The following is a 21,529-nucleotide window of genomic DNA, read 5'->3' on the forward strand; positions in this document are numbered from 1 at the left end:
GCTCGCAGGGTGCGGCGAGGTGGGTCAGAGAGTCCCGGTGAGGTGTTCCGGGCGGACCGGGGTTTTGGTGAGGGGGAGGCCCGTGGCGTCGCGGATGGCTGCCAGGACCGCCGGGGTGGAGGACAGGGTGGGAGCCTCGCCGATGCCGCGCAGACCGTAGGGCGCGTGGTCGTCGGCGAGTTCGAGCACGTCGAGGGGGATGGTCGGCGTGTCGAGGATCGTGGGGATGAGGTAGTCCGTGAAGGACGGGTTGCGCACCTTCGCGGTCTTCGGGTCGACGACGATCTCCTCCATGACCGCCACGCCCAGGCCCTGCGTGGTGCCGCCCTGGATCTGGCCGGCCACGGACAGCGGGTTGAGCGCCTTGCCGACGTCCTGCGCGCAGGCCAGTTCGATGACCTTCACCAGGCCGAGTTCGGTGTCGACCTCGACGACGGCGCGGTGCGCGGCGAAGGAGTACTGGACGTGGCCGTTGCCCTGGCCGGTGCACAGGTCGAAGGGCTCGGTCGGCCGGTGCCGCCACTCCTCCTCGACCTCCACGGCCTCCTCGCCGAGCACGTCCACCAGGTCGGCGAGGACTTCGCCGCCGTCGGTGACGACCTTGCCGCCCTCCAGCAGGAGCTCGGCGGTGGCCCAGGCCGGGTGGTGGGAGCCGAACCGGCGCCGGCCGAGTTCCAGCACCTTCTCGCGGACGAGCTCGCAGGCGTTCTTGACCGCGCCGCCGGTGACATACGTCTGCCGGGAGGCTGAGGTGGACCCCGCGGAGCCGACCCGGGTGTCGGCCGGGTGGATGGTCACCTGGGTGACGCCCAGCTCGGTGCGGGCGATCTGGGCGTGGACGGTGACACCGCCCTGGCCCACCTCCGCCATCGCGGTGTGCACGGTGGCGACCGGCTCTCCGCCGACGACCTCCATGCGGACGCGGGCGGTGGAGTAGTCGTCGAAGCCCTCCGAGAAGCCGACGTTCTTGATGCCGACCGCGTAGCCGACGCCCCGGACGACGCCCTCGCCGTGCGTGGTGTTGGACAGGCCGCCGGGGAGCTGGCGCACGTCGGCGCCCTCGCTGGACTCCCACTGGCGCTCCGGCGGCATCGGCATGGCCTTGACGCGGCGCAGGAGTTCGGCGACCGGCGCCGGGGAGTCGACGGCCTGCCCGGTGGGCAGCAGCGTGCCCTGCTCCATGGCGTTGCGCCGGCGCAGCTCCACCGGGTCCATGCCGAGCTTCTCGGCCAGCCGGTCCATCTGCGCCTCGTAGGCGAAGCACGCCTGGACCGCGCCGAAGCCGCGCATGGCGCCGCAGGGCGGGTTGTTGGTGTAGAGGGCGACGGCCTCGATGTCGACGTCGTCCACGGCGTACGGCCCGACGCCGAGGGAGGAGGCGTTGCCGACCACGGCCGGGGAGGCGGAGGCGTACGCGCCGCCGTCGAGGACGATGCGGCACTTGACGTGGGTCAGCCTGCCGTCCGCGGTGGCGCCGTGCTCGTAGAAGAGCTTGGCCGGGTGGCGGTGGACATGGCCGAAGAAGGACTCGAAGCGGTTGTAGACGATCTTGACGGGTTTGCCGGTACGCAGGGCGAGCAGACAGGCGTGGATCTGCATCGACAGGTCCTCGCGGCCGCCGAACGCGCCGCCGACGCCGGCCAGGGTCATCCGTACCTTGTCCTCGGGCAGTCCGAGGACGGGCGCGATCTGGCGCAGGTCGGAGTGGAGCCACTGGGTGGCGACGTAGAGGTGGACGCCGCCGTCCTCCTCGGGCACCGCGAGGCCGGACTCGGGGCCCAGGAAGGCCTGGTCCTGCATGCCGAAGGTGTACTCGCCCTCGACGATCACATCGGCCCGCTCGCGGGCGGCCGCGACGTCGCCGCGCACGATGGGCTGGCGGTGGACGACGTTGGGGTGGGGGACGTGGCCTGCGTGGTGGTCGTCGCGGTTCTCGTGGACGAGGACCGCGTCCGGGGCGAGCGCGGAGGCCTCGTCGGTGATGACGGGCAGCTCGCGGTACTCGACCTTGATCTTGGCGGCCGCGCGGCGGGCGGTCTCCGGGTGGTCGGCGGCGACGACGGCGACGGGCTCGCCGTGGTGGCGGACCTTGCCGTGGGCGAGGACCGGGGTGTCCTGGATCTCCAGGCCGTAGTGCTTCACCTCGGCCGGCAGGTCGTCGTAGGTCATCACGGCGTACACGCCCGGGACGGCGAGGGCCTCGCCGGTGTCGATGGAGACGATCTCGGCGTGCGCGACCGTGGAGCGCAGGATCTGCCCCCAGAGCATGTCCTCGTGCCACATGTCGGAGGAGTACGCGAACTCGCCGGTGACCTTGAGGGTGCCGTCGGGGCGGAGCGTGGACTCGCCGATGCCGCCCCTGGTCCCGGAGCCCTGGGTGATCTTGGTGGGAACGCCGTTCGTGGGCATGCTCAGACCCCCTCGGACTGGCGGGCGGCCGCCAGGCGGACCGCGTCCATGATCTTCTCGTAGCCGGTGCAGCGGCACAGGTTGCCCGACAGGGCCTCGCGGATGTCCGCGTCGCTGGGGCTGGGGTTGCGTTCGAGCATCTCGTCGGCCGCGACCAGCAGGCCGGGGGTGCAGAATCCGCACTGGACGGCGCCGGCGTCGATGAACGCCTGCTGGATCGGGGAGAGCTCGGTGCCCTCGCCGGTCTGCGAGTCGGCGCCCTGTGGCTGCCACGCCTTGGCCTCGTCCAGGGAGGTGCCGCGGGCGCCGGTGGAGCAGGCCCGTTGCCGGGCGTGGTCCGCGAGGCCCTCCACGGTGACGACCTCGCGGCCCTGGGCCTGGCCGGCCGCGACCAGGCAGGAGCACACGGGCACGCCGTCCAGGCGGACCGTGCACGAGCCGCACTCGCCCTGCTCGCAGGCGTTCTTGGAGCCGGGCAGGCCCAGCCGCTCGCGCAGCACGTACAGCAGGGACTCGCCCTCCCAGACGTCGTCGGCCTCCTGGGGGCGTCCGTTGACGGTGAAGTCGATACGCATTACGCGGCTCCCTGCGTGGTGCGGCGGGCGCCGCGGTACGACTCCCAGGTCCAGGTCAGTGTGCGGCGGGCCATGACCCCGACCGCGTGCCGGCGGTAGCTCGCGGTGCCGCGCACGTCGTCGATCGGGTTGCAGGCGCCGGCGCACAGGTCGGCGAACCGCTTGGCGACGGAGGGGGTGATGATCTTCCCGTTGTCCCAGAAGCCGCCCTCCTCCAGCGCCGCGTTGAGGAATTCCTCCGCGGCCTGCGCCCGGACGGGTGTCGGGGCGGCCGAGCCGATGCCGGTGCGCACCGTGCGGGTCCGCGGGTGCAGGGCGATCCCGAAGGCGCACACGGCGATGACCATGGCGTTGCGGGTGCCGACCTTGGAGAACTGCTGGGGACCGTCGGCCTTCTTGATGTGGACGGCGCGGATCAGCTCGTCGGGCTCCAGCGCGTTGCGCTTCACGCCGGTGTAGAAGGCGTCGATCGGGATGCGCCGGGTGCCGCGCACCGATTCGGCCTCGACCTCGGCGCCGGCGGCGAGCAGCGCCGGGTGGGCGTCGCCGGCCGGGGAGGCGGTGCCGAGGTTGCCGCCGACGCCGCCGCGGTTGCGGATCTGCGGGGAGGCGACCGTGTGGGAGGCGAGGGCGAGGCCCGGCAGCTCGGCGCGCAGGTGCTCCATGATCTTCGAGTACGGGACCGAGGCGCCGAGCCGTACGCTCTCCTCGCCGACCTCCCATTCCTCGAGGTCGCCGATGCGGCCCAGATCCATGAGGTACTCGGGCCGGCGGTGGTCGAAGTTGATCTCGACCATCACGTCGGTGCCACCCGCAATCGGCACAGCGGCGGGGTGCTCTGCCTTCGCGGCGAGCGCCTCCTCCCAGCTGGCGGGGCGAAGGAAGTCCATGACCGGCTCTCTTCTTCGTCTCGTGGGGCGTACAGATTGAGCCAATCCGTGTGCGGCGGGCCCGGCTCGTTCATGTGGTGTTCACTCGCAGTGGGCCCAGTACACCGCCGTGCGATCCACCGGGGTCAGTCACGGAAACCATGAAGGAGTCGGCTGGCCAACAAGGGCATCTTGTAGATTCGTATGAAAGCAGGTCGGCAGGAACCTCCCCACTTCCTCCGGTCACAGGGGACCCGAGATATCGAGACAGAGAACGGCGGCGACGAGAATGCGGCTGCGCGCACTGCTGGACACCGACGCGCTGGGCCTGAAGCTGCTCGGCGGCGAGGACGAGCTGGACCGCGGTGTGCGGGGCGTGATGACCACCGATCTGCGGGACCCCAGCCGCTATCTCTCCGGCGGGGAACTGGTGCTCACGGGGCTGGCCTGGCGCCGGGACGCCGCCGACTCCGAACCGTTCGTACGCATCCTGGCGCAGGCCGGGGTGGCCGCCCTGGCCGCCGGTGAGGCGGAACTGGGGGATGTGCCGGACGACTTGATCGTGGCCTGTGCGCGGCACCGGCTGCCGCTGTTCGCCGTGCACGAGTCGGTGGCGTTCGCGACCATCACCGAGCACGTCGTGCGGCAGGTCTCGGGCGAGCGCGCCGGGGACCTCGCCGCGGTGGTGGACCGGCACCGGCGGATGATGACGTCGGGCCCGGCGGGCGGCGGACCGGACGTGGTCCTGGACCTGCTCGGCTCCGACCTGGACCTGCGGGCCTGGGTGCTGTCGCCGACCGGCCGGCTGATCGCGGGCCCGAAGACCGCGGAGACGCACGGGGCGGAGCCGACGCTGCCCGCCGACGTGTGCGCCCGGCTCGCCGCGGAGCAGCTGGCGGCCGCCCGCACGGGCCGGCTCGGACCGCACCGGGTCACGTTGGGCCGGACGACGTACAGCCTCTTCCCGGTGCGCGGCGGCGGGCGCGCCGCGCCCACGGCCGGGGACGTGCGCGAGACGGTGCTGTCGGACTGGCTGCTGGCCGTCGAGGCCGACGCCGGGGACTGGGCCCCGGAGCGGCTGGACCTGCTCCAGGGCGTGACGCAGCTGATCTCCGTCGAGCGGGACCGCCGGGACGCGGCGCGCACGGTGCGGCGCCGGCTCGCCCAGGAGGTCCTCGAACTGCTCCAGACGGGCGCCGCGCCCGCCGAGACGGCGGCCAGGCTGCGGGTGGCCGCGCCCGTGCTGCTGCCCGGGCTGGGGACGGCGCCGCACTGGCAGGTGGTCGTGGCCCGGGTCGAGTGGGACGGCGGGGAGGTGGACGGCGGTCCGGTGGCCCAGGCGCTGCTCGAGGAGATCCTGGTCGACCCGGCGTCGACCGGTCCCGAGCACTCCGACCGCATCGCGGTGGCGCACACCGGCGACGAGGCGGTCGCCCTCGTCCCGCTGCCCGCGGTGACCGGCGACGACGCCGCCGCTGCCGGGGTCGCCGCCGATGCGCTGCTCGAGACCGTGCGCGAGCCGCTCTCGGCCGGTCTGGACGGCGACGGACGGCTCACCCTGGGCGTCTCCGCCGCCGTGCACTCGGCGGAGGGGCTGCGCGGCGCGCTGGAGGAGGCACGGCACGCCCGGCGCGTCGCCGCGGCCCGCCGGGGCCGGGTCTGCGCGGCCGGCCACCAGGAACTCGCCTCGCACGTCCTGCTGCTGCCCTTCGTCCCCGACGACGTGCGCCGCGCGTTCACCGCCCGCCTCCTGGACCCGCTGCGGGAGTACGACCGCAGGCACCGCGCGGAGCTGATTCCCACGCTGGAGGCGTTCCTCGACTGCGACGGCTCCTGGACCCGGTGCGCCTCCCGCCTCCACCTGCACGTCAACACGCTGCGCTACCGCGTCGGCCGCATCGAGCAGCTGACGGGCCGTGATCTCTCCCGGCTCGAGGACAAGCTGGACTTTTTCCTGGCACTGCGCATGAGTTGATCCGAAAAGGACCCGTCCGGCCAGTTCGGGTCCGCAGCCCATGACTTTGTGAAATCCTTCACCCACCCTCTTGGCCGGGCCCCTTGGTTCGTGCTGAGATGCGGCCACCACTCAACAGCTCGATGGCGTGCTCGGGGAGGGCAACGTGGCGCATACCGCCATGTCGGGTGACGGAACGACCGCCGGTGACGATCCGCTCCAGACGGCGGTGTGGCGCCTGCGCTCCCGCGCCTGCTGGGCGGACGCCGCCGCACTGCTCGCCCCCGACACCCCGGAGGCTGCCCTGCAACGGGCGTCGCTGCTGGTGGAGCGGTGTCTCTACACCGAGGTGGGGTGGGAGGACGCCGAGGACGCGCTGCGGACGGCCGAGGCGATGGCGCACAGCGACGACGAGCGGGGCGCGGCCGCTTGTGAACGCGGGTACTTGGCCTACGCGGCCACCCTGTTCCGGGTGCGCGACCGGGCGGACGAGGCGCGGGCCGCGCTCGGCCGGGCGGCGGCGCTGATCGCCCCGGGGGCGCCGGGCCGGGCGCTGCTGGACTTCCGGCGCGGGCTGATCGCGGAGAACCTCACCCGGTCGCCTCAGGCGGCCCGGGCGGCCTACCGCCGCGCCCACGCGGGGGCCACCGCCCACCCCGATCCGCTGCTGCTCTCCGGCACCTGGCGCCACCTCGCCGGACTGGCCCTGCGCGAGGGCGAGTTGACCGAGGCCCGGCACGGCTTCGCCGAGTCCCTGCGCATCAGGGAGGAACTGGGCTACCTGGTCGGCACGGCCCCGGCCCTGGTCTCCCTGGCCCAAACGGAAACGGGCCCGGAAGCCGCCCGCCTGAAAGAAGAGGCCCGCCGCCTCCACCGCCTCCTGGGCGGAATCCCCACGTGGCTGGCACCCCAGCTGTCCCCTCCGGACGCGGCGACGGCCTAACAGCCCGTCCGGCGTTTGAGGACGAGGCCCGAAGGGCCGATGGGGGTCTGGGGGCGCAGCGCAGCCCCCAGGGACGGGACGGGACGGGAAGGGGCGGCGGGGGCGAAAAAACTCAGGGCACCCCCCTCAGCCCCCAACCCCACCCCCGCCGAAGTGCTCCCCCACCAGCACCCGCACCACACCCACATCCCCCGCGACCAACGCATCCAGCAACGCCATGTGCTCATGCGCGTCGGCGACCAGCGACGCCCCACCGACCACCGCCCCCTGCGCCCGCCGGTGCAACTCCCCCGCGACCTCGACCAGCTGCTCGTTCCCCCCGAGCCCCAGCACCGCCCCGTGGAAGGCCCGGTCCGCCTCCGCGTACGTCGCCCGGCACCCGGAGGACGCCGCCCGGACGGTCGCCTCGGCGAGCGGCCGCAACGCGGCCCACCGCTCCGCCGGCACGCTGTGCGCCAGCCGCAGGATGACCGGCACCTCGAGCAGCGCCCGGACCTCGGCCAGCTCCGCCAGCTCCCGCGCACCCCGCTCGACGACCCGGAACCCCCGGTTGGGCACGACCTCGACCGCGCCCTCCAGGGTGAGCTGCTGCATGGCCTCACGGACGGGCGTCGCGGAGACGCCGAACCGCTCCCCGAGCGCGGGCGCGGAGTACACCTCGCCGGGCCGCAGGTCACCCGTGATCAGCGCGGTCCGCAGGGCGGCGAGCACCTGACCGCGCACGGACGACCGCTGGACCACGGCCCGGGGAGCAGGAGCCGGCCCGACCGCGGGCTCACTGTGCGTGTGCTCCCCCCGCACCGCGCTGTCCGCCACGTCCGACGCCCCCGGCTGGGCGGGCACCCGGCGCCGCCCCGAACCGGCGGCGGCCTGCGCGGCCCCCGCCGCCTCGACCGCCGCCTCATAGGTCCCGGCGGAGCCCCGCGTGCCCTGCTTCACAAGCGCCTCCTGCGGACGTATCGGTACTTGGGGTCATTGAGGCGGGTTGCCACCCGTACGTCAAGCACCATAGGCGCACCGGACACCAGTTCACATCTCGCCGATCTTCGGTAAGGTGAGGCTTACCTTTACTGTCCGGCTCCACGAGACGTGAATGGGTGGTCCCATGCCTGTGCCCGGTTCGGCCGTCGCGGACGCGTACGCCCGTCTGGCGGAGGCCTTCCCCGCGCTCGCCGTCACCGAGCTCGGCCCCGGCGAGGAGGCGCCGCGTGGCGGCAACTGGGTCACGGCGTCGGAGCTCGCGGAGGCCGGGCCGGGCCTGGACGCGTTCCTCGTCTGGGACGACACACAGGTGCGGCGGGACTACGGGCAGCAGGCCCGCCCGGACGTGATCGCCAGTTTCGGCCTGCACCGCTACGCCTGGCCCGCCTGTCTGCTGATCACCGTGCCCTGGTTTTTGCACCGCCGGGTGCCGCGCTACCCCGTGACGCGTGTCTCGTTCGACCGCACCGCCCCGGGCCTCGCCGTGGGCCGCATGGCCGTACGGCCGGACGGCTTCGCCTGCCTGCCCGGTGACCCGGCCGCCGCGCTGCCCGGCGCCCGGGTGGTGCCCGACGAGGAGGCGCTGCGGGCGGAGGTGCGCGCGGCGGTGGCCCAGCACCTCGAACCCGTGCTGGCCGGATTCGGCCCCCGGATGCGGCGGAGGGGCCGCGCCCTGTGGGGCATGGCGACCGACGAGATCGTCGAGAGCCTGTGGTACGTCGCCCAGCTGCTCGGCGAGGACGAGCGGGCGATGCGCGAGCTGGAGCTGCTGCTGCCGGGCGCGACCAAGCCGTACGTCGGCGCGGCGGCGTTCCGCCGGCCGTCCGGGCCCGGCGCGGAGCGGGAGCAGGCGACCCGGGACCGGGTGAGCTGCTGCATGTTCTACACCCTGCGCCCGGCGGACATCTGCGCCACCTGCCCGCGCACCTGCGCCAAGGACACGACGCCCGCCGCGCGAGCCACCGCTGCCGCCACTGCCGTCGCGGCGCACGCGAGCTGACACGACGTCACATCGCGAACCCGGGCCCCCGCGACAGCCCTTCGCGGGGGCCGTGGCATCATCCGCTCAGCACGCCGCTCAGGTCACAGCTGATTCACAATTCCCTCACCTGTCGCGGGAACTATCCGCAGAACCCCCCGTACGGGTAGTCTTATTCGAACTCAACTCCCGCCCCTCATGCGGCAGTTCGAGCAGAACGTCGCCTCGACACCCCCCTCGCACTCCCTTGGCGGCCTCTTGCCCCGAAACCCCCTGAGGGCAGCCGGGATTGGGCCACTATGGCGGGCGTTACGCCCTATCCCAATGCAAGGGACCCCTAGATGAGACTGACCGACATATCGCTGAACTGGCTGCTTCCGGGCGCCGTGCTGCTCCTGGGCATGCTGACGGCGGTGGCGGTGCTGGCGCGCGGGAAGCGCTCCTCGGTCAAGGACACGAGCGCGGACGACTCGTGGGAGCGCAGCGAGGAGCGCCGTCGGCGCAAGGAAGCCGTCTACGGCACCGTCTCCTACGTACTGCTGTTCTGCTGCGCGGCGGTGGCCGCCGCGCTCTCCTTCCACGGCCTGGTCGGCTTCGGCGAACAGAACCTCGGCCTCTCCGGCGGCTGGCAGTACCTCGTCCCCTTCGGCCTGGACGGCGCGGCGATGTTCTGCTCGGTGCTCGCCGTGCGCGAGGCCAGCCACGGTGACGCGGCCCTCGGCTCGCGGATACTCGTGTGGACGTTCGCCTTCGCCGCGGCCTGGTTCAACTGGGTCCACGCGCCCCGGGGCATCGGGCACGCGGGCGCCCCCCACTTCTTCGCGGGCATGTCCCTGTCCGCGGCGGTGCTGTTCGACCGCGCGCTGAAGCAGACCCGCCGGGCCGCCCTGCGCGAGCAGGGGCTGGTCCCGCGTCCGCTCCCCCAGATCCGTATCGTGCGCTGGCTGCGCGCCCCCCGGGAGACCTACCGCGCCTGGTCGCTGATGCTGCTGGAGGGTGTGCGCAGCCTCGACGAGGCGGTGGAGGAAGTGCGCGAGGACAAGGCCCGCAAGGACGAGGCCAAGCAGCGCCGCCGCGACCAGCAGCGGGTGGAGCGGGCCCGGCTGAAGGCGATCAGCCGCGGCCACCGGGGGTTCGTGGGCCGGGGCGGCGGGCGCGAGCTGGAGACCGCGACGGTGGAGCGCGAGCCCGAGATGGTCTCCGCGGAGCCTGCCATATCGGCGCCGGAGGCCTTGCCCCTGCGCGCGCGTCCCTCCCTTCAGCCGGTGCGTACCGGCGGAACTGACGCGGTGACCGTCGACCTCACCGCCGAGGACGACACCCAGGCGCTGCCGCGCCTGGACTCCCTGGAGCGCAAGCTCAAGGAGATCGAGCAGCAGTTCGGCTGAGACCGCCGGACGGTCGAGGGGGTGCGGCCCGCACGGGCCGCACCCGCGGCATGCTCCTGCCTCCGGTGCGCCTTCTGGTGTCTCCTGGTGCCTCAGGCGGCGTCCGTGCCGAGTTCGAACCAGACGGACTTGCCCACCTCGTGCCGTCGCACGCCCCACTTGTCCGCGAGCGACTCGACCAGCACCAGGCCCCTGCCGTGCGTCCCGTCGCCGCTGCGCGGCGGTCGGGGGCGGGGCTCACGGGACACGAAGTCCCGTACCTCCACCCGGAGTCTGCGCGGCCCGACGGTGGCCGTCAGCACCGCCTCGTGGTCGGTGTGGACGAGTGCGTTGGTGACGAGTTCGCTGGTGAGCAGTTCCGCGACCTCCGACCGCTCCGGAGTCCCCCAGTGTGTGAGCAGTTCGCGCACCGCCCGGCGTGACTCCCGTACCGCTCTGAGATCCGCCCGCCCCAGTGTGCGCCTCAGCCGATCTGCCGAAGCCTGACTTTTCATGGCCCCCGCCCGCGTGCAGATGTCGATTCCCCGTGGCTCGAACGCGTACACGGGAATCTTTGCCCGTGTCGCGCGGGCGCCAGTCATGCCGCATCGTCACGCATCGGTAGTTGGCCGAAGTGCACAGGCCACGCATGCCCGCGGGGCCGTCCTCCCGACCCCCGTGGCGAGAGGACGACCCCGGCTTTCGCGGTGGTCGTGGCGGGCCGTGGCTCAATAGAGCTTGTTGACGGCCCTCTTCGTCGTCTTCTTGAAGGCGCCGACCGGGGCGTCACCGAAGTCGCCCATCTGGCCCCAGTCGACGACGGTCACGGTCCTGCCGTCGCGTCCCACGGACAGCAGGTGGATGTCCGTCGCGCCCCAGGAGGTCTCCGTGTGCAGCCCGCGCACCGTCGCGCCCTCCTCGACCGGCAGCTTGCCGTAGTACCGGCCCTCGGCCTCGATGTCCGGGTACGTCCGCTCGAGCCGGTCGGCGCAGGTACGGAGCTGCCGGTCGAGCTCGGCGGCCAGCGCCTTGCCCTTGGCCGCGGAGCCGGTCACGACGGTGACCTGTACGGCGCCTGTGTCCAGGTCGGTGTGGAAGAGGCGGTGCCGGTAGTCGTAGGCGGGTACGCCCTCGCCCAGACAGTACGCGAGCTGCTCCGGGAAGCCGTCCGTGACCGGTCCTGCGGTCCAGTCGGACGACGGGTGCGGAGGCAGCTCGGACGCGGAGAGGAAAGCGGGCTCGGCGCTCTTGTGCACGGCGGCGGCTGCCGGTGCGGTGAGCGTCGTGCCGGCCGCGAGGGCGGCGACGGTGAGCGTGGCGAGCGCGGCGGCCCGGGTGCGCATGGCCATGGGTGTCCCCCGTGAGGTGTGCGTGATGGAATGGCGGTGCGGTATGCCGGGACGACGACCGGGTCGGTCCGTCCGGTGGCCGTCGGGGCGGTGCGTGCCACGAGCATCGGGCGCCTCGGGGGGCGGGCGCAAGCGTCGTCGCCGGATCCACCGGCATGGAACCATCCCAGCCCGTCCGACGTGCAGGTATATGGGGTGCCTGGGATGCCCTCCCAGGGGCCGTCCGGGTCGGAGCGAGTGCGGGGAGACGTGTCGGTGTCGGCACAGGACGACGTGGCTGAGTTCGCGGCGCTGCTGCGGGAGCTGAAGGAACGGACGGACCGCAGCTACGGCTCGCTGGCCCGCCGCCTGAACATGAACACGTCGACGCTGCACCGCTATTGCGCGGGGGAGGCGGTGCCGGTCGACTTCGCGCCCGTGGAACGCTTCGCCGCGCTCTGCGGCGCGAGCCGCGAGGAGCGCCTCGCCCTCCACGCCCACTGGCTCCAGGCAGCCGCCACCCGCCAACACCCCCGCGCCCCGGCTCCCGCCGCCGGCCCGAAGCCGCCGGGGGCCTCCGCCCCCACCCCCGCCGGGGCCACCGGCCCAACAACCCGGCCCAACCCGACAACCACCCCCGTCAGGAGCACCCAGCCCAACCCGACAACCACCCCGGACAGAAGCACCCGCCCAGGCGACGACGCCACCCCCGGCACGACAACCACCCCCGGCAAGGGAACCCACCCCGACCCGACAACCACCCCAGGCAGAAGCACCCGCCCAGGCGACGACGCCACCCCCGGCACGACAACCACCCCCGGCAAGGGAACCCGCCCCGGCAAGGACAGCGCGCCCGGTCGGGGCACCGGCACGAGTACCCGTCCCGGCGCCGGATCCGATCCCGGCACGGACAGCCCGCCGGCTCCCGGCACCGGGTCCCGCACCGGCCACACGGCCGACGCAGGCGGCGACTCCATCAAGGCCTCCACATCGGCCACAGTCTCCGGCCCCGGCACGGACACGCGGCCCGGCGCGGGCAACTCCCCCGACCCCCGTCCCGGCGCCCCGTCCGGCGCGGATGCCGGGGGTGTCACCGAGGGGCGGAGCGGCAGGGGTGTCGTATCCGGCGTGGCGGGCGGGCCTCGTGAATCCGCTGCGCGAGGCGGCACCGTGAGTGGGCCCCTGCCCGGCGGGGGCGGGAAGAAGCGGCCGTGGTCGCAACGGCGTAAGCGGGGTGCCGTCGGTGTGGCCGCCGCGTGTGTCGTGCTGGCGGCCGTGGGGAGTCTGGCCGCGTTGCCGACCGACGACGGGCGGCGGCCGTCCGCCGGGAGGGAAGGAACCGGCGTGGTGCCGTCGAGCGCCACGGCGACCGGGGTCGGCGGCGCAACGCCGCGCGGTGGTACCGCCTCGCCCACGCCTTCCGTCACGGGCACCGGAACCGGTTCCGCCACCGCCGCCCCCTCGCCGAAGGCGCGGCCGGGCGCGCCGGGCGCGCGGCGCGACTCCGCCGAGCCGTCCGGGTCGAAGGGGCCCGCCGCGCCGCTGCCGCTCACCTGGTCCGCCGACTCCCACGTCTGGTCGGCCGGGTGCGGGCACGACTACGTCATCGCGCGCCCGCCCAAGCAGGTGCCGCCCCCTCCGGCCCCGCAGGACGCCCGGACGTGGGCGGAGGCGCAGTCGGCCGTGCACGGGGGCGAGACGATGGTGGAACTGTCGGTCCAGGGCACCTCCGGCACCGCCGTCGTCCTCACGGCGCTCCGGGTCCGTGTGGTCGGCCGTGCCGGGCCCGCCCCGGGCAACGCCTACGGCATGGACCAGGGCTGCGGCGGCGCCCTCACCCCGCGCTACTTCGACGTGGACCTGGACAAGGACCGGCCCATCGCCCGCGCGGTCGCCGGGAACGACTCGGGCACGCCGATCCCGGCCGTGAAGCTGCCCTACACGGTCTCCGCGACCGACCCGGAGGTGCTGCTCGTCACCGCCCGGACCCACGGCTGCGACTGCCGCTGGTACCTGGAGCTGGACTGGTCCTCACAGGGCCGCACCGGCACGGTCCGCGTCGACGACGACGGCCGCCCCTTCCGCACCAGCGGCGTCGCGGACCGGCCCCGCTACGAGTACGACACGTCCACCCGCGAGTGGCGTCCGCGCGAGCGGTGACGACTCACCAAGGTGCCTACGGCCGGGGCACGTTGCGCAGGTTGGAGCGGGCCATTTGCAGCATCCGGCCCACGCCGCCGTCCAGTACGACCTTGGACGCGGACAGCGCGAACCCGGTCACCATCTCCTTGCTGATCTTCGGCGGGATGGAGAGCGCGTTGGGATCGGTGACGACGTCGACGAGGGCCGGGCCCTTGTGCCGGAACGCCGATTTCAGCGCCCCGGCCAGGTCCTTCGGCTTCTCCACCCGCACCCCGTACGCGCCGCACGCGCGGGCGACCTCGGCGAAGTCGGGGTTCTTCATCGCCGTGCCGTACGAGGGCAGACCGGCGACCAGCATCTCCAACTCGACCATGCTGAGAGAGGAGTTGTTGAACAGGACGACCTTCACCGGCAGGTCGTACTGCACGAGCGTGAGGAAGTCGCCCATCAGCATGGTGAATCCGCCGTCGCCGGCCATCGACACGACCTGCCGGCCCCGGTCGGTGAACTGCGCCCCGATCGCCATCGGCAGCGCGTTGGCCATCGAGCCGTGGGAGAAGGAACCGATCACCCGGCGGCGGCCGTTGGGCGTGATGTAGCGCGCCGCCCAGACGTTGCACATGCCGGTGTCGACGGTGAACACCGCGTCGTCGTCGGCCATCTCGTCCAGGACGGACGCCACGTACTCGGGGTGGATCGGCACATGCTTCTCCACCTTCCGCGTGTACGCCTTCACCACGCCCTCGAGCGCGTCGGCGTGCTTCTTCAGCATCCGGTCGAGGAACTTCCGGTCGTCCTTGGTCCGGACCCGGGGCGTCAGGCAGCGCAGGGTCTCCTTCACGTCGCCCCACACCGCGAGGTCCAGCTTGGAGCGCCGTCCGAGGATCTCGGGCCGCACATCGACCTGGACGATCTTCACGTCGTCGGGGAGGAAGGCGTTGTACGGGAAGTCCGTGCCGAGCAGGATCAGCAGATCGCACTCGTGCGTGGCCTCGTAGGCGGCGCCGTAGCCGAGCAGTCCGCTCATCCCGACGTCGTACGGATTGTCGTACTGGATCCATTCCTTGCCGCGCAGGGCGTGTCCGACCGGGGACTTGATCTTCCCGGCGAACTCCATCACCTCGGCGTGCGCGCCCTTCGTGCCGGCGCCGCAGAACAGGGTGACCTTCTCGGCCCGGTCGATCAGGTCGACGAGGCGGTCGATCTCCGCGTCGCCGGGGCGGACCGTGGGCCGGGAGGTGACGAGGGCGGTCTCGGGGGCCTGGTCCGGTGCGGGCTCGTCGGCGAGGTCGCCGGGCAGGGAGACGACGCTGACCCCGGAGCGGCCGACGGCGTGCTGGATGGCGGTGTCGAGCAGCCGGGGCATCTGCCGGGGGCTGGAGATCAGCTCGGAGTAGTGGCTGCACTCACGGAACAGCTGGTCGGGGTGGGTCTCCTGGAAGTAGCCGAGGCCGATCTCGCTGGACGGGATGTGCGAGGCGAGGGCGAGGACCGGGGCCATGGAGCGGTGGGCGTCGTAGAGGCCGTTGATGAGGTGCAGGTTGCCCGGCCCGCAGGAGCCCGCGCAGGCGGCGAGCCGGCCGGTGACCTGCGCCTCGGCGCCGGCGGCGAACGCGGCGGTCTCCTCGTGCCGGACGTGGATCCAGTCGATGGCGGCATTGCGGCGCACGGCGTCGACGACCGGGTTGAGGCTGTCGCCGACCACGCCGTAGAGGCGTTTGACCCCCGCGCGGGTGAGAAGGTCGACGAACTGTTCGGCGATGTTCTGTTTGGCCATGGGTTCCGTCTGCCCCTCCGGTGTCGAAGATGCCTGACGAGTCCCATGAATTCACACCGTGAGCGCTCACGCCTCCCAAACGGCGACAGCCGTACGGTCGTCCGCGTATCCCTTGACCCGTACCTGGGTGTCGGCCAGGAACGCGGCGAGGCCGGGCGGTTCGGGGCCGGACCACCGGCCGGACAGGTGGGCGCGGAGTTCCTCCTCGCCGCGCAGCGGCTGGGCGAGACCGGTGCCGCACATCAGCAGGGTGTCACCCGGGCGGGCTACGGAGGTACGGAAGCGGAAGGGTTCGCGCGGGGGCGCGGGGGCGGGCTCGTACGGGCTCGGGGGCGTGGGGATGCCGAGGTCCATGGTGAGCCGGTCGCCCTCGGGGGTCTCGGAGGGCGGCGAGCCGAAGCCGACCACCGGTTCGCCCGTGACGTCGGCGACCTCCGGCTCGATGTCCTGCCACATGCCCTCCCGCAGCCGGAACAGACCGCCGGGGCCGACGCCGAAGAAGACCCGGGTGCGGCAGTCGGGGTCGGCGGGCAGGAGCAGGCAGCGCAGGGTGGCCGCGTAGTCGTCGGGGTCGAGGCCCTGTTCGACCGCGCCGGCGCGGAGCCGGCCGAGGCTGCGGTCGGTGAGGCGGTGCAGGCCCGACTTGAGGTCGCCGCGCCGGGCGGCCCTGATGTCGTCGACGAGGCGCTCGTGGCTGCGCCCCACGGCACGGCCGATCCAGCGGCAGGCCTCGGCGGCGGCCAGGTGCGAGCGGGGCGCGGTGCGCGTGCCGGTCGCGAGGGCGACGAGGAGCAGCGCCCGCTCCCCCGTCCCGAACCGCGCGGTGAGCAGCGCGTCACGGCGCGGCTCGCCCCGGTACCGCGCGGAGTCGCCGCGCACGGACGCGGCCCGCAGGGTGCAGGCACCGCACCGGGCGCCGTCGAGGACGGTGTCCGGCGTCAGCTCGTCCAGTCCGTCGGGGTCGGCGGCGGGCAGGGCGGTGGGCTCGGCGTCGTAGGTGGGCGGCCGGGATCCGACGTGGCCGCGGGAGGGTGGCGGCGGGGGTGCCTCCAGGCGGGAGGGGCGGGGGTCGGCGGGGGGCGGTGCGTCCTCGGGCTCCGGGGCGGCGGGCGGCACAGGCGCCGAGTCCGGGAACGGCGTCCAGGTCCCGAAGGTCATGGGCGGCAGGGACTCCGGCTCCCGCGCGTCACCCGGCTCACCGGCCGCGTGCCTCCGCCGCGGATCCCGCCGGCGCCGCGGGTCCGCGTCCTCGCGGGCCGCGGGCGCGTCCCGGGGACCGCTCCCGTCCGTTTCCTCCTCATCGGCGGGCACGGCGTGCCGAGGAGGTCTCGGCGGGAAGGTCACCGGGCCCGGGGGCGCGGCGGGCGGTGGTTCCCAGGGCGCCCGGTCCCGGGTGGGGGTGGCACGGGGTGCGGGGACCCGCGTCGTGGGGGCCGGGTCCGGCACCGGCCCGGTGTTCAGCGTGCCGGAGGCCGAGGCGAAACGGTCGTCCAGGGAATCGGGCGCCGGTGCGGGGCCCGTGTCACCGGCGGCCTCGTCGTACAGCTGCCCCCACCAGTCGTCCTCAGGACCGGTAGGCCTTCCCCCCTGCTGAGTCATGCCCCCAATTGTCGCCCGCGCGGGCCGGTTGAAAACGGGGCATCCGGAAAATCCCCGCCCGGCGGCGCACACGGCACGGCCTCCCGGGTGAACCCCGGGACGGCTGTGCGAGGCGGGACGGGGGTCGTCCCGTTCTGCGCCGTGGCCGGGGCTCCGGCACCCTGGACAGATGGGAGCCTGGGACCTCCTGCTCACCGGACTTGTGCTCCTGCTCGGCCTGTGCGGAGTGCTCATCCCAGGGGTGCCCGGGTCGTGGCTGGTGTGGGCCGGGGTTGTGTGGTGGGCGCTGAAGGATCCGCAGGCCGTCGCGTGGTGGGTGTGCGTGGGGGCGACCGTGGTGCTGTTCCTGTCCCAGGTGGTGCGCTGGTCGCTGCCGCCCCGGAGACTGCGGATGGGCGGGGCCGACGCGCGCGTGCTCGCGTACGCGGGCGGCGGCTCGCTCCTCGGTTTCGTGCTGGTGCCCGTGGTGGGCGCGGTCCCGGGTTTCCTCGGCGGGCTGTACGTCCGCGAGCGGCTCCGTCTGGGCCGGCGCAGGCAGGCGTTCGCGGCGACCCGTACGGCGATGCGCTCATGGGGCTGGAGCGTGCTGACGGAGCTGTTCACCTGCCAGCTGATCACGGCGGCGTGGCTGGGCGCGGTGTTCTGGGCCTGAGCGCCGTGCTCAGGCCCGCAGCGTACTCAGGCCCCCAGCGCCCCCTCGTGGGTCAGCAGCCGTACCTTGCGCTCGAGGCCGCCCGCGTACCCGGTCAGCGAGCCGTCGGAGCCGATCACCCGGTGGCAGGGGCGGACGATGAGCAGCGGGTTCGCCCCGATCGCGCCGCCGACCGCCCGTACGGCGGGCCGGGAGGCGCCGATCCGGGCCGCGATCTCCCCGTAGGAGACGGTCGCGCCGTACGGGACGTCGTCGAGGGCCGCCCACACCTTCTCCCGGAACGGTGTGCCGACGGCGCGCAGGGGCAGCCGGAACTCCTTGAGCTCGCCGGCGAAGTACGCGGCGAGCTGCCGCCCGGCCTCTCGGAACGGCCCCGGGTCGTGCCGCCAGTCGTCCCGTACGGTGCGTCCGCCCTTCTGACCGGGCACGGAGAGCGAGGTCAGCTCACCCGTCGGGGCGGCGGTGAGCAGCAGCGTCCCGACGGGGCTGTCCACCCGCGTCCAGTACGTCGTGGTCGGCGTGGCCGTCGTCGTGGTCGTCATGATTACTCCAGCTCTCCTGCGGCACGCAGGTGGTTCAGGGCGTACGAGCGCCAGGGGCGCCAGCTGTCGGGGGTGTCCCCGTCCCCTGCGGGCGGGGGTACGTCCGGGTCGCCGAGGGCGCGGGTGCGGATCGTGGCGATCGTGCGCGCGTCCAGGCCGGGGACGGCGGCGAGGGCGTCCCGGGCCGCGTCGCGGTCGGCGCCGGGGCCGAGGCGTACCGTGCCGTCGGCGAGGGCGGCGGTGAGCGCGCCCAGGGTGCCCTCGGGCTCGGCCTCGGCGAGGACCTCCGGTTCGGGGAACAGGTGGGTGAGGGCGCCGCACGGGGCGTCGAGCCGCTTGCCGTGGCGCCGGACCAGGTCGGCCGCCGCGTCACGGCCGGTGAGCGCGCGCACCGCCAGTTCGTCGGGGTCGGCGGCCCCCGGTGAGCGCAGTCCGGGCCGGGCGGCGACCAGCGGGGCGAGCCGGGCGTCGGCGCCGAGGCGGGCGTCGACGGCGTACGGGTCGGCGTCCAGGTCGAACAGCCGCCGCAGCCGCTGGACGGCGGTGGTGAGGTCGCGCGGGTCGGTGAGGTGGACGCGGGCGTCGAGCCAGCCGCCGGGGTGGGCGCCGGTCCCGGTGTGCGGGCGTTCGCCTACGGCGGCGATGCCGGTGCCGTACGGCAGGCGCAGGGTGCGCCGGTAGGTGCGGTCGCCGGGGGCGCCGGTCACCTCCTCGACGCCCGGGACCGCCTCGCGTTCCAGCAGGTCGAAGACGTATCCCGCCTGGTAGGGGCCGCGGTGGGCGAGCCGCAGGGGGATCCCGGCGGATGGTGTGGCGGCGCGTGCGACGGTCCGGCCGGCGCGGGGCGCGGACGCGCGCAGTGCGCTGGGTGTGCTGGCGTACACGGACCGCACGGTGTCGTTGAACTGGCGCACGCTGGCGAACCCGGACGCGAAGGCGATCTCGGTGACGGGCAGCCCGGTGGTCTGGAGCAGCACGCGCGCGGCGTGGGCCCGCTGGGCCCGGGCGAGGGCGACGGGCCCGGCGCCGAGCTCGCCGGTGAGCTGCCGCTGCACCTGGCGGGCGCTGTAGCCGAGCCGCGTGGCGAGTCCGGCGACGCCCTCGCGGTCGACGACACCGTCGGCGATGAGCCGCATGGCCCGGCCCACGACGTCCGCCCGCACGTTCCACTCGGCGGAGCCGGGCACGGCGTCCGGGCGGCACCGCCGGCAGGCCCGGAACCCGGAGCGCTGCGCGGCGGCGGCGGTCGCGAAGAACCGCACGTTGTGCCGTTTGGGCGTGACGGCGGGGCAGCTGGGCCGGCAGTAGATGCCGGTCGACTCCACGGCGAAGAAGAACACCCCGTCGAACCGGGCGTCCCGGCTGCGCACCGCCTCGTACCTGCTGTCCTCATCCATCACGCCGTCCAGTCTCCGCCATCCGGACACCCCCGGCTGGCGGAAATCGGACATCAGGGTCTTCGCCCTGGCGTGTGCGGTACGGCCCGAGATCGCGCGGTGTCTCGAATCCGCTGGACGGGCGCCGGATGTCGTCGGTGTGGACGGTGTGGGGACAGTCCTACTCCGCTGCCGGTGGCGAGGACGGCGCCTCGGCCGGCTTCGCGGTTGGCGTGAGCGGATGCACCGCGTCCATGCTCGTGCCGAGCAGCGTGCCGAGGCTTCTGCGTTCCTCCGGCGCGAGCCATTGCTCCTGCGCCGTATGGAGGCAGGTGATCGCCGAGGCGGCCAGTGCTCGTGCGCGAAGCGAGGCGTCGTGGCTGCCGTCGGCCGACAGGCGGGGCTCGAGAGCCGCGGCGATCTCGGCCTGCCAGGCGGCGTCCTTCCCTTGCTGGAGGCTGGGCCGCTCAAGCATGAGCCGGGCAAGGGCCGCAGAGTTCGGGTTCGCGCCGGCCTGTTCGAGCAGTGGTTCGAAGGCGTGGCGCAGGGCGTCCCAGGGCGATTCGTCCGGCGGGCGCTGGGCGAGCGCCTGGGCGGTCGTTCGGCCGATGGAGGCGAGGGCTTCGGCAAGCGCCTCGTCCTTGTTGGCGAAGTAGCGGAAGTAGCTGCGCCGGGAGATGCCGGCGGCCTGGGCGATCTGCTCGACCGTCGTCGCCTCGAATCCCTGGCTCAGGAACAGGCTCATCGCCGCCCCGACGATCTCCGCGCGCACGGCGCGACGGGTCCGCTCCCGAAGTGTCAGATCTCCACTCACCCCTCCATGGTACCTTCGTGAGACACGACTGACACCACAGTGCCACAATTGACACTTACGTGACTGCAAGCGGAAAGCAGGAGCCATGACTGGGCGGACAATCGTCATCACGGGCGCGTCGGACGGGATCGGAGCCGAGGCAGCGCGGCAGATATCGCGCGCGCAGCCCGAGAGCCGGCTGATCCTCGTCGGCCGGTCCGCCCGGAAGACCGAAGCTGTGGCCCGGGAAATCGGAGCGGATGCCCACTTCGTCGCGGACTACGCACGTCTGGACGACGTACGGCGGCTGGCATCCGAGATCCGCGGCTCGGTCGACCGTATCGACGCCCTGGCGAACAACGCCGGCGGTGTCTTCGGAGAACGGACCGCGACCGTGGACGGCAACGAGAAAACCTTCCAGGTCAACCTTCTCGCGCCGTTCCTGCTCACGCACCTGCTCCTGGACCGGCTGCGGGCTGGGGACGGCGTCGTGGTCAACACCTCGAGCGCCTCGGCGAGGATCCTGGGAAAGATCGACGTCGATGACCTCAACCACGAGAAGACCTACGGACCGATGCGGGCCTATTCCGACGCGAAGCTCGCGAACATCCTGTTCGCCCACGGCCTGCACACACGCTACGGGTCCAGCGGTATCAACGCGGTCGCGTTCGATCCCGGCAACGTGCGCACCAACTTCGGGGCGGACAACAACGGCTTCCTCACCCGGCTGCTGTATCGGACCCCTCTGTCACGGTTTGCATTGATCTCACCCGCGAAGGGGGGCGCGAACCTCGCGTACTTCCTCACTGGCGCTCCGGGCGTCGACTGGCAACCGGGTCACTTCTATGCCCAGCAGAAGCTCGCCACGCCGCGGCAGACCAACAAGCAAGTCCGCGACGAAGCCCTCATCGACCGGTTCTTGCGCGCAGCCGCCCAACTCGCCGACGTGAAGCCGTGAGCCTCCCATGAAGATCGCGCTGCGCGTTCTTGAAGGTCGCAGACCGCTCATGAAAGCAGGAACCGGCGCGCCCTCGCATGCTGTCGATCTCAGCCACATGACGAGACGACGGTGAACCACCCACCCCGGTGCCACGGGTCACCGCGGCTCAGCCGAGACGTCATTCGCGGACACCGTGCGGGCCCGGTCCCTAACAGGATCAGCCGCTGATCCGACATCAAGATGATCTCGGTACCAGGCGGGCCGGGCAGCCCGCGCGGGAGGCCGGCTCCCGCAGCGGACGGC

18 protein-coding genes are annotated in these 21,529 nt (G+C 73.3%); 7 read left to right on the forward strand and 11 right to left on the reverse strand.

Annotated features, from left to right (window positions below; genetic code table 11):
- Positions 1–24 precede the first annotated feature (24 nt).
- Genes pucD through AC5L3C_RS07110 form a run of 3 tightly spaced genes read right to left on the reverse strand, consistent with a single transcriptional unit; the run spans position 25 to position 3,874 of the window.
- Positions 25–2,409, reverse strand: a complete 2,385-nt coding sequence (gene pucD / locus AC5L3C_RS07100; RefSeq protein WP_493647703.1) for a xanthine dehydrogenase subunit D — start codon at positions 2,407–2,409, stop codon at positions 25–27.
- A 2-nt stretch (positions 2,410–2,411) separates the two neighbouring features.
- Entirely contained in the window at positions 2,412–2,984 is a 573-nt protein-coding gene (locus AC5L3C_RS07105) for a (2Fe-2S)-binding protein (protein WP_125503370.1), read from the reverse strand.
- A complete protein-coding gene (locus AC5L3C_RS07110) occupies positions 2,984–3,874 on the reverse strand; it encodes an FAD binding domain-containing protein (protein ID WP_125503371.1) in 891 nt (296 codons plus the stop codon). The genes AC5L3C_RS07105 and AC5L3C_RS07110 overlap by 1 nt, the downstream gene beginning before the upstream one ends.
- Positions 3,875–4,142: 268 nt before the next feature.
- On the opposite strand from AC5L3C_RS07110, the gene AC5L3C_RS07115 reads away from it, so the two are divergent.
- Complete coding sequence (locus tag AC5L3C_RS07115) at positions 4,143–5,828, forward strand: PucR family transcriptional regulator (RefSeq protein WP_125503372.1); 1,686 nt, start codon at positions 4,143–4,145, stop codon at positions 5,826–5,828.
- Positions 5,829–5,988: 160 nt separating this feature from the next.
- Positions 5,989–6,750, forward strand: coding sequence for a hypothetical protein (locus tag AC5L3C_RS07120; protein WP_493653760.1), 762 nt, complete (start codon positions 5,989–5,991; stop codon positions 6,748–6,750).
- A 126-nt stretch (positions 6,751–6,876) separates the two neighbouring features.
- On the opposite strand, the gene AC5L3C_RS07125 is transcribed toward AC5L3C_RS07120, so the two are convergent.
- Positions 6,877–7,689, reverse strand: a complete 813-nt coding sequence (locus AC5L3C_RS07125) for a GntR family transcriptional regulator (RefSeq protein ID WP_493647706.1) — start codon at positions 7,687–7,689, stop codon at positions 6,877–6,879.
- 166 nt (positions 7,690–7,855) lie between these two features.
- Between AC5L3C_RS07125 and AC5L3C_RS07130 the strand changes: the two genes are divergently transcribed.
- Entirely contained in the window at positions 7,856–8,731 is an 876-nt protein-coding gene (locus AC5L3C_RS07130) for a (2Fe-2S)-binding protein (protein WP_493647708.1), read from the forward strand.
- A gap of 320 nt (positions 8,732–9,051) precedes the next feature.
- Positions 9,052–10,098, forward strand: coding sequence for a DUF2637 domain-containing protein (locus AC5L3C_RS07135; protein ID WP_493647710.1), 1,047 nt, complete (start codon positions 9,052–9,054; stop codon positions 10,096–10,098).
- Positions 10,099–10,190: 92 nt separating this feature from the next.
- Here AC5L3C_RS07135 and AC5L3C_RS07140 read toward each other — a convergent pair whose 3' ends face one another.
- A complete protein-coding gene (locus AC5L3C_RS07140; protein WP_125503375.1) occupies positions 10,191–10,592 on the reverse strand; it encodes an ATP-binding protein in 402 nt (133 codons plus the stop codon).
- Between the two features lie 213 nt (positions 10,593–10,805).
- Entirely contained in the window at positions 10,806–11,426 is a 621-nt protein-coding gene (locus tag AC5L3C_RS07145; RefSeq protein WP_493647713.1) for a hypothetical protein, read from the reverse strand.
- A gap of 255 nt (positions 11,427–11,681) precedes the next feature.
- Between AC5L3C_RS07145 and AC5L3C_RS07150 the strand changes: the two genes are divergently transcribed.
- Positions 11,682–13,565: a helix-turn-helix domain-containing protein gene (locus AC5L3C_RS07150; protein ID WP_493647715.1), complete on the forward strand. Its 1,884-nt coding sequence runs from the start codon at positions 11,682–11,684 to the stop codon at positions 13,563–13,565.
- Positions 13,566–13,581: 16 nt separating this feature from the next.
- On the opposite strand, the gene AC5L3C_RS07155 is transcribed toward AC5L3C_RS07150, so the two are convergent.
- Together AC5L3C_RS07155 and AC5L3C_RS07160 are read right to left on the reverse strand one after the other, a co-directional pair.
- Positions 13,582–15,324, reverse strand: a complete 1,743-nt coding sequence (locus AC5L3C_RS07155) for a pyruvate dehydrogenase (protein ID WP_493647718.1) — start codon at positions 15,322–15,324, stop codon at positions 13,582–13,584.
- 66 nt (positions 15,325–15,390) lie between these two features.
- Entirely contained in the window at positions 15,391–16,923 is a 1,533-nt protein-coding gene (locus AC5L3C_RS07160) for a protein phosphatase 2C domain-containing protein (protein ID WP_493647719.1), read from the reverse strand.
- 169 nt (positions 16,924–17,092) lie between these two features.
- Here AC5L3C_RS07160 and AC5L3C_RS07165 point away from each other — a divergent pair, with 169 nt between their 5' ends.
- Positions 17,093–17,575 (forward strand): DUF456 domain-containing protein, encoded by a 483-nt coding sequence (locus AC5L3C_RS07165; protein ID WP_493647721.1) that lies wholly within the window; start codon positions 17,093–17,095, stop codon positions 17,573–17,575.
- A gap of 26 nt (positions 17,576–17,601) precedes the next feature.
- Here AC5L3C_RS07165 and AC5L3C_RS07170 read toward each other — a convergent pair whose 3' ends face one another.
- The 3 genes from AC5L3C_RS07170 to AC5L3C_RS07180 form a co-directional block, all read right to left on the reverse strand.
- The gene (locus AC5L3C_RS07170; RefSeq protein WP_493647723.1) at positions 17,602–18,117 is read right to left on the reverse strand and encodes a methylated-DNA--[protein]-cysteine S-methyltransferase; all 516 of its coding nucleotides are present in this window, start codon (positions 18,115–18,117) and stop codon (positions 17,602–17,604) included.
- A 2-nt stretch (positions 18,118–18,119) separates the two neighbouring features.
- On the reverse strand, positions 18,120–19,514 hold the full coding sequence (locus AC5L3C_RS07175; RefSeq protein ID WP_493653762.1) for a bifunctional transcriptional activator/DNA repair enzyme AdaA: 1,395 nt from the start codon (positions 19,512–19,514) through the stop codon (positions 18,120–18,122).
- A gap of 160 nt (positions 19,515–19,674) precedes the next feature.
- Positions 19,675–20,307 carry a TetR/AcrR family transcriptional regulator gene (locus tag AC5L3C_RS07180; protein ID WP_493647725.1) on the reverse strand — a complete coding sequence of 211 codons (633 nt, stop codon included), beginning with the start codon at positions 20,305–20,307 and terminating at the stop codon, positions 19,675–19,677.
- An 85-nt stretch (positions 20,308–20,392) separates the two neighbouring features.
- Between AC5L3C_RS07180 and AC5L3C_RS07185 the strand changes: the two genes are divergently transcribed.
- Positions 20,393–21,244 (forward strand): SDR family NAD(P)-dependent oxidoreductase, encoded by an 852-nt coding sequence (locus AC5L3C_RS07185; RefSeq protein ID WP_493647727.1) that lies wholly within the window; start codon positions 20,393–20,395, stop codon positions 21,242–21,244.
- Positions 21,245–21,529: the final 285 nt, after the last annotated feature.

It is taken from the genome of Streptomyces speibonae (assembly GCF_984686075.1).

What these genes read in the sequence shown, in the direction of transcription:
- pucD (WP_493647703.1), bottom strand. Translation starts at nt 2,409, where the DNA reads ATGCCCACGAACGGCGTTCCCACCAAGATCACCCAGGGCTCCGGGACC.
- AC5L3C_RS07105 (WP_125503370.1), bottom strand. Translation starts at nt 2,984, where the DNA reads ATGCGTATCGACTTCACCGTCAACGGACGCCCCCAGGAGGCCGACGAC.
- AC5L3C_RS07110 (WP_125503371.1), bottom strand. Translation starts at nt 3,874, where the DNA reads ATGGACTTCCTTCGCCCCGCCAGCTGGGAGGAGGCGCTCGCCGCGAAG.
- AC5L3C_RS07115 (WP_125503372.1), top strand. Translation starts at nt 4,143, where the DNA reads ATGCGGCTGCGCGCACTGCTGGACACCGACGCGCTGGGCCTGAAGCTG.
- AC5L3C_RS07120 (WP_493653760.1), top strand. Translation starts at nt 5,989, where the DNA reads ATGTCGGGTGACGGAACGACCGCCGGTGACGATCCGCTCCAGACGGCG.
- AC5L3C_RS07130 (WP_493647708.1), top strand. Translation starts at nt 7,856, where the DNA reads ATGCCTGTGCCCGGTTCGGCCGTCGCGGACGCGTACGCCCGTCTGGCG.
- AC5L3C_RS07135 (WP_493647710.1), top strand. Translation starts at nt 9,052, where the DNA reads ATGAGACTGACCGACATATCGCTGAACTGGCTGCTTCCGGGCGCCGTG.
- AC5L3C_RS07140 (WP_125503375.1), bottom strand. Translation starts at nt 10,592, where the DNA reads ATGAAAAGTCAGGCTTCGGCAGATCGGCTGAGGCGCACACTGGGGCGG.
- AC5L3C_RS07145 (WP_493647713.1), bottom strand. Translation starts at nt 11,426, where the DNA reads ATGGCCATGCGCACCCGGGCCGCCGCGCTCGCCACGCTCACCGTCGCC.
- AC5L3C_RS07155 (WP_493647718.1), bottom strand. Translation starts at nt 15,324, where the DNA reads ATGGCCAAACAGAACATCGCCGAACAGTTCGTCGACCTTCTCACCCGC.
- AC5L3C_RS07160 (WP_493647719.1), bottom strand. Translation starts at nt 16,923, where the DNA reads ATGACTCAGCAGGGGGGAAGGCCTACCGGTCCTGAGGACGACTGGTGG.
- AC5L3C_RS07165 (WP_493647721.1), top strand. Translation starts at nt 17,093, where the DNA reads ATGGGAGCCTGGGACCTCCTGCTCACCGGACTTGTGCTCCTGCTCGGC.
- AC5L3C_RS07170 (WP_493647723.1), bottom strand. Translation starts at nt 18,117, where the DNA reads ATGACGACCACGACGACGGCCACGCCGACCACGACGTACTGGACGCGG.
- AC5L3C_RS07175 (WP_493653762.1), bottom strand. Translation starts at nt 19,514, where the DNA reads ATGGATGAGGACAGCAGGTACGAGGCGGTGCGCAGCCGGGACGCCCGG.
- AC5L3C_RS07185 (WP_493647727.1), top strand. Translation starts at nt 20,393, where the DNA reads ATGACTGGGCGGACAATCGTCATCACGGGCGCGTCGGACGGGATCGGA.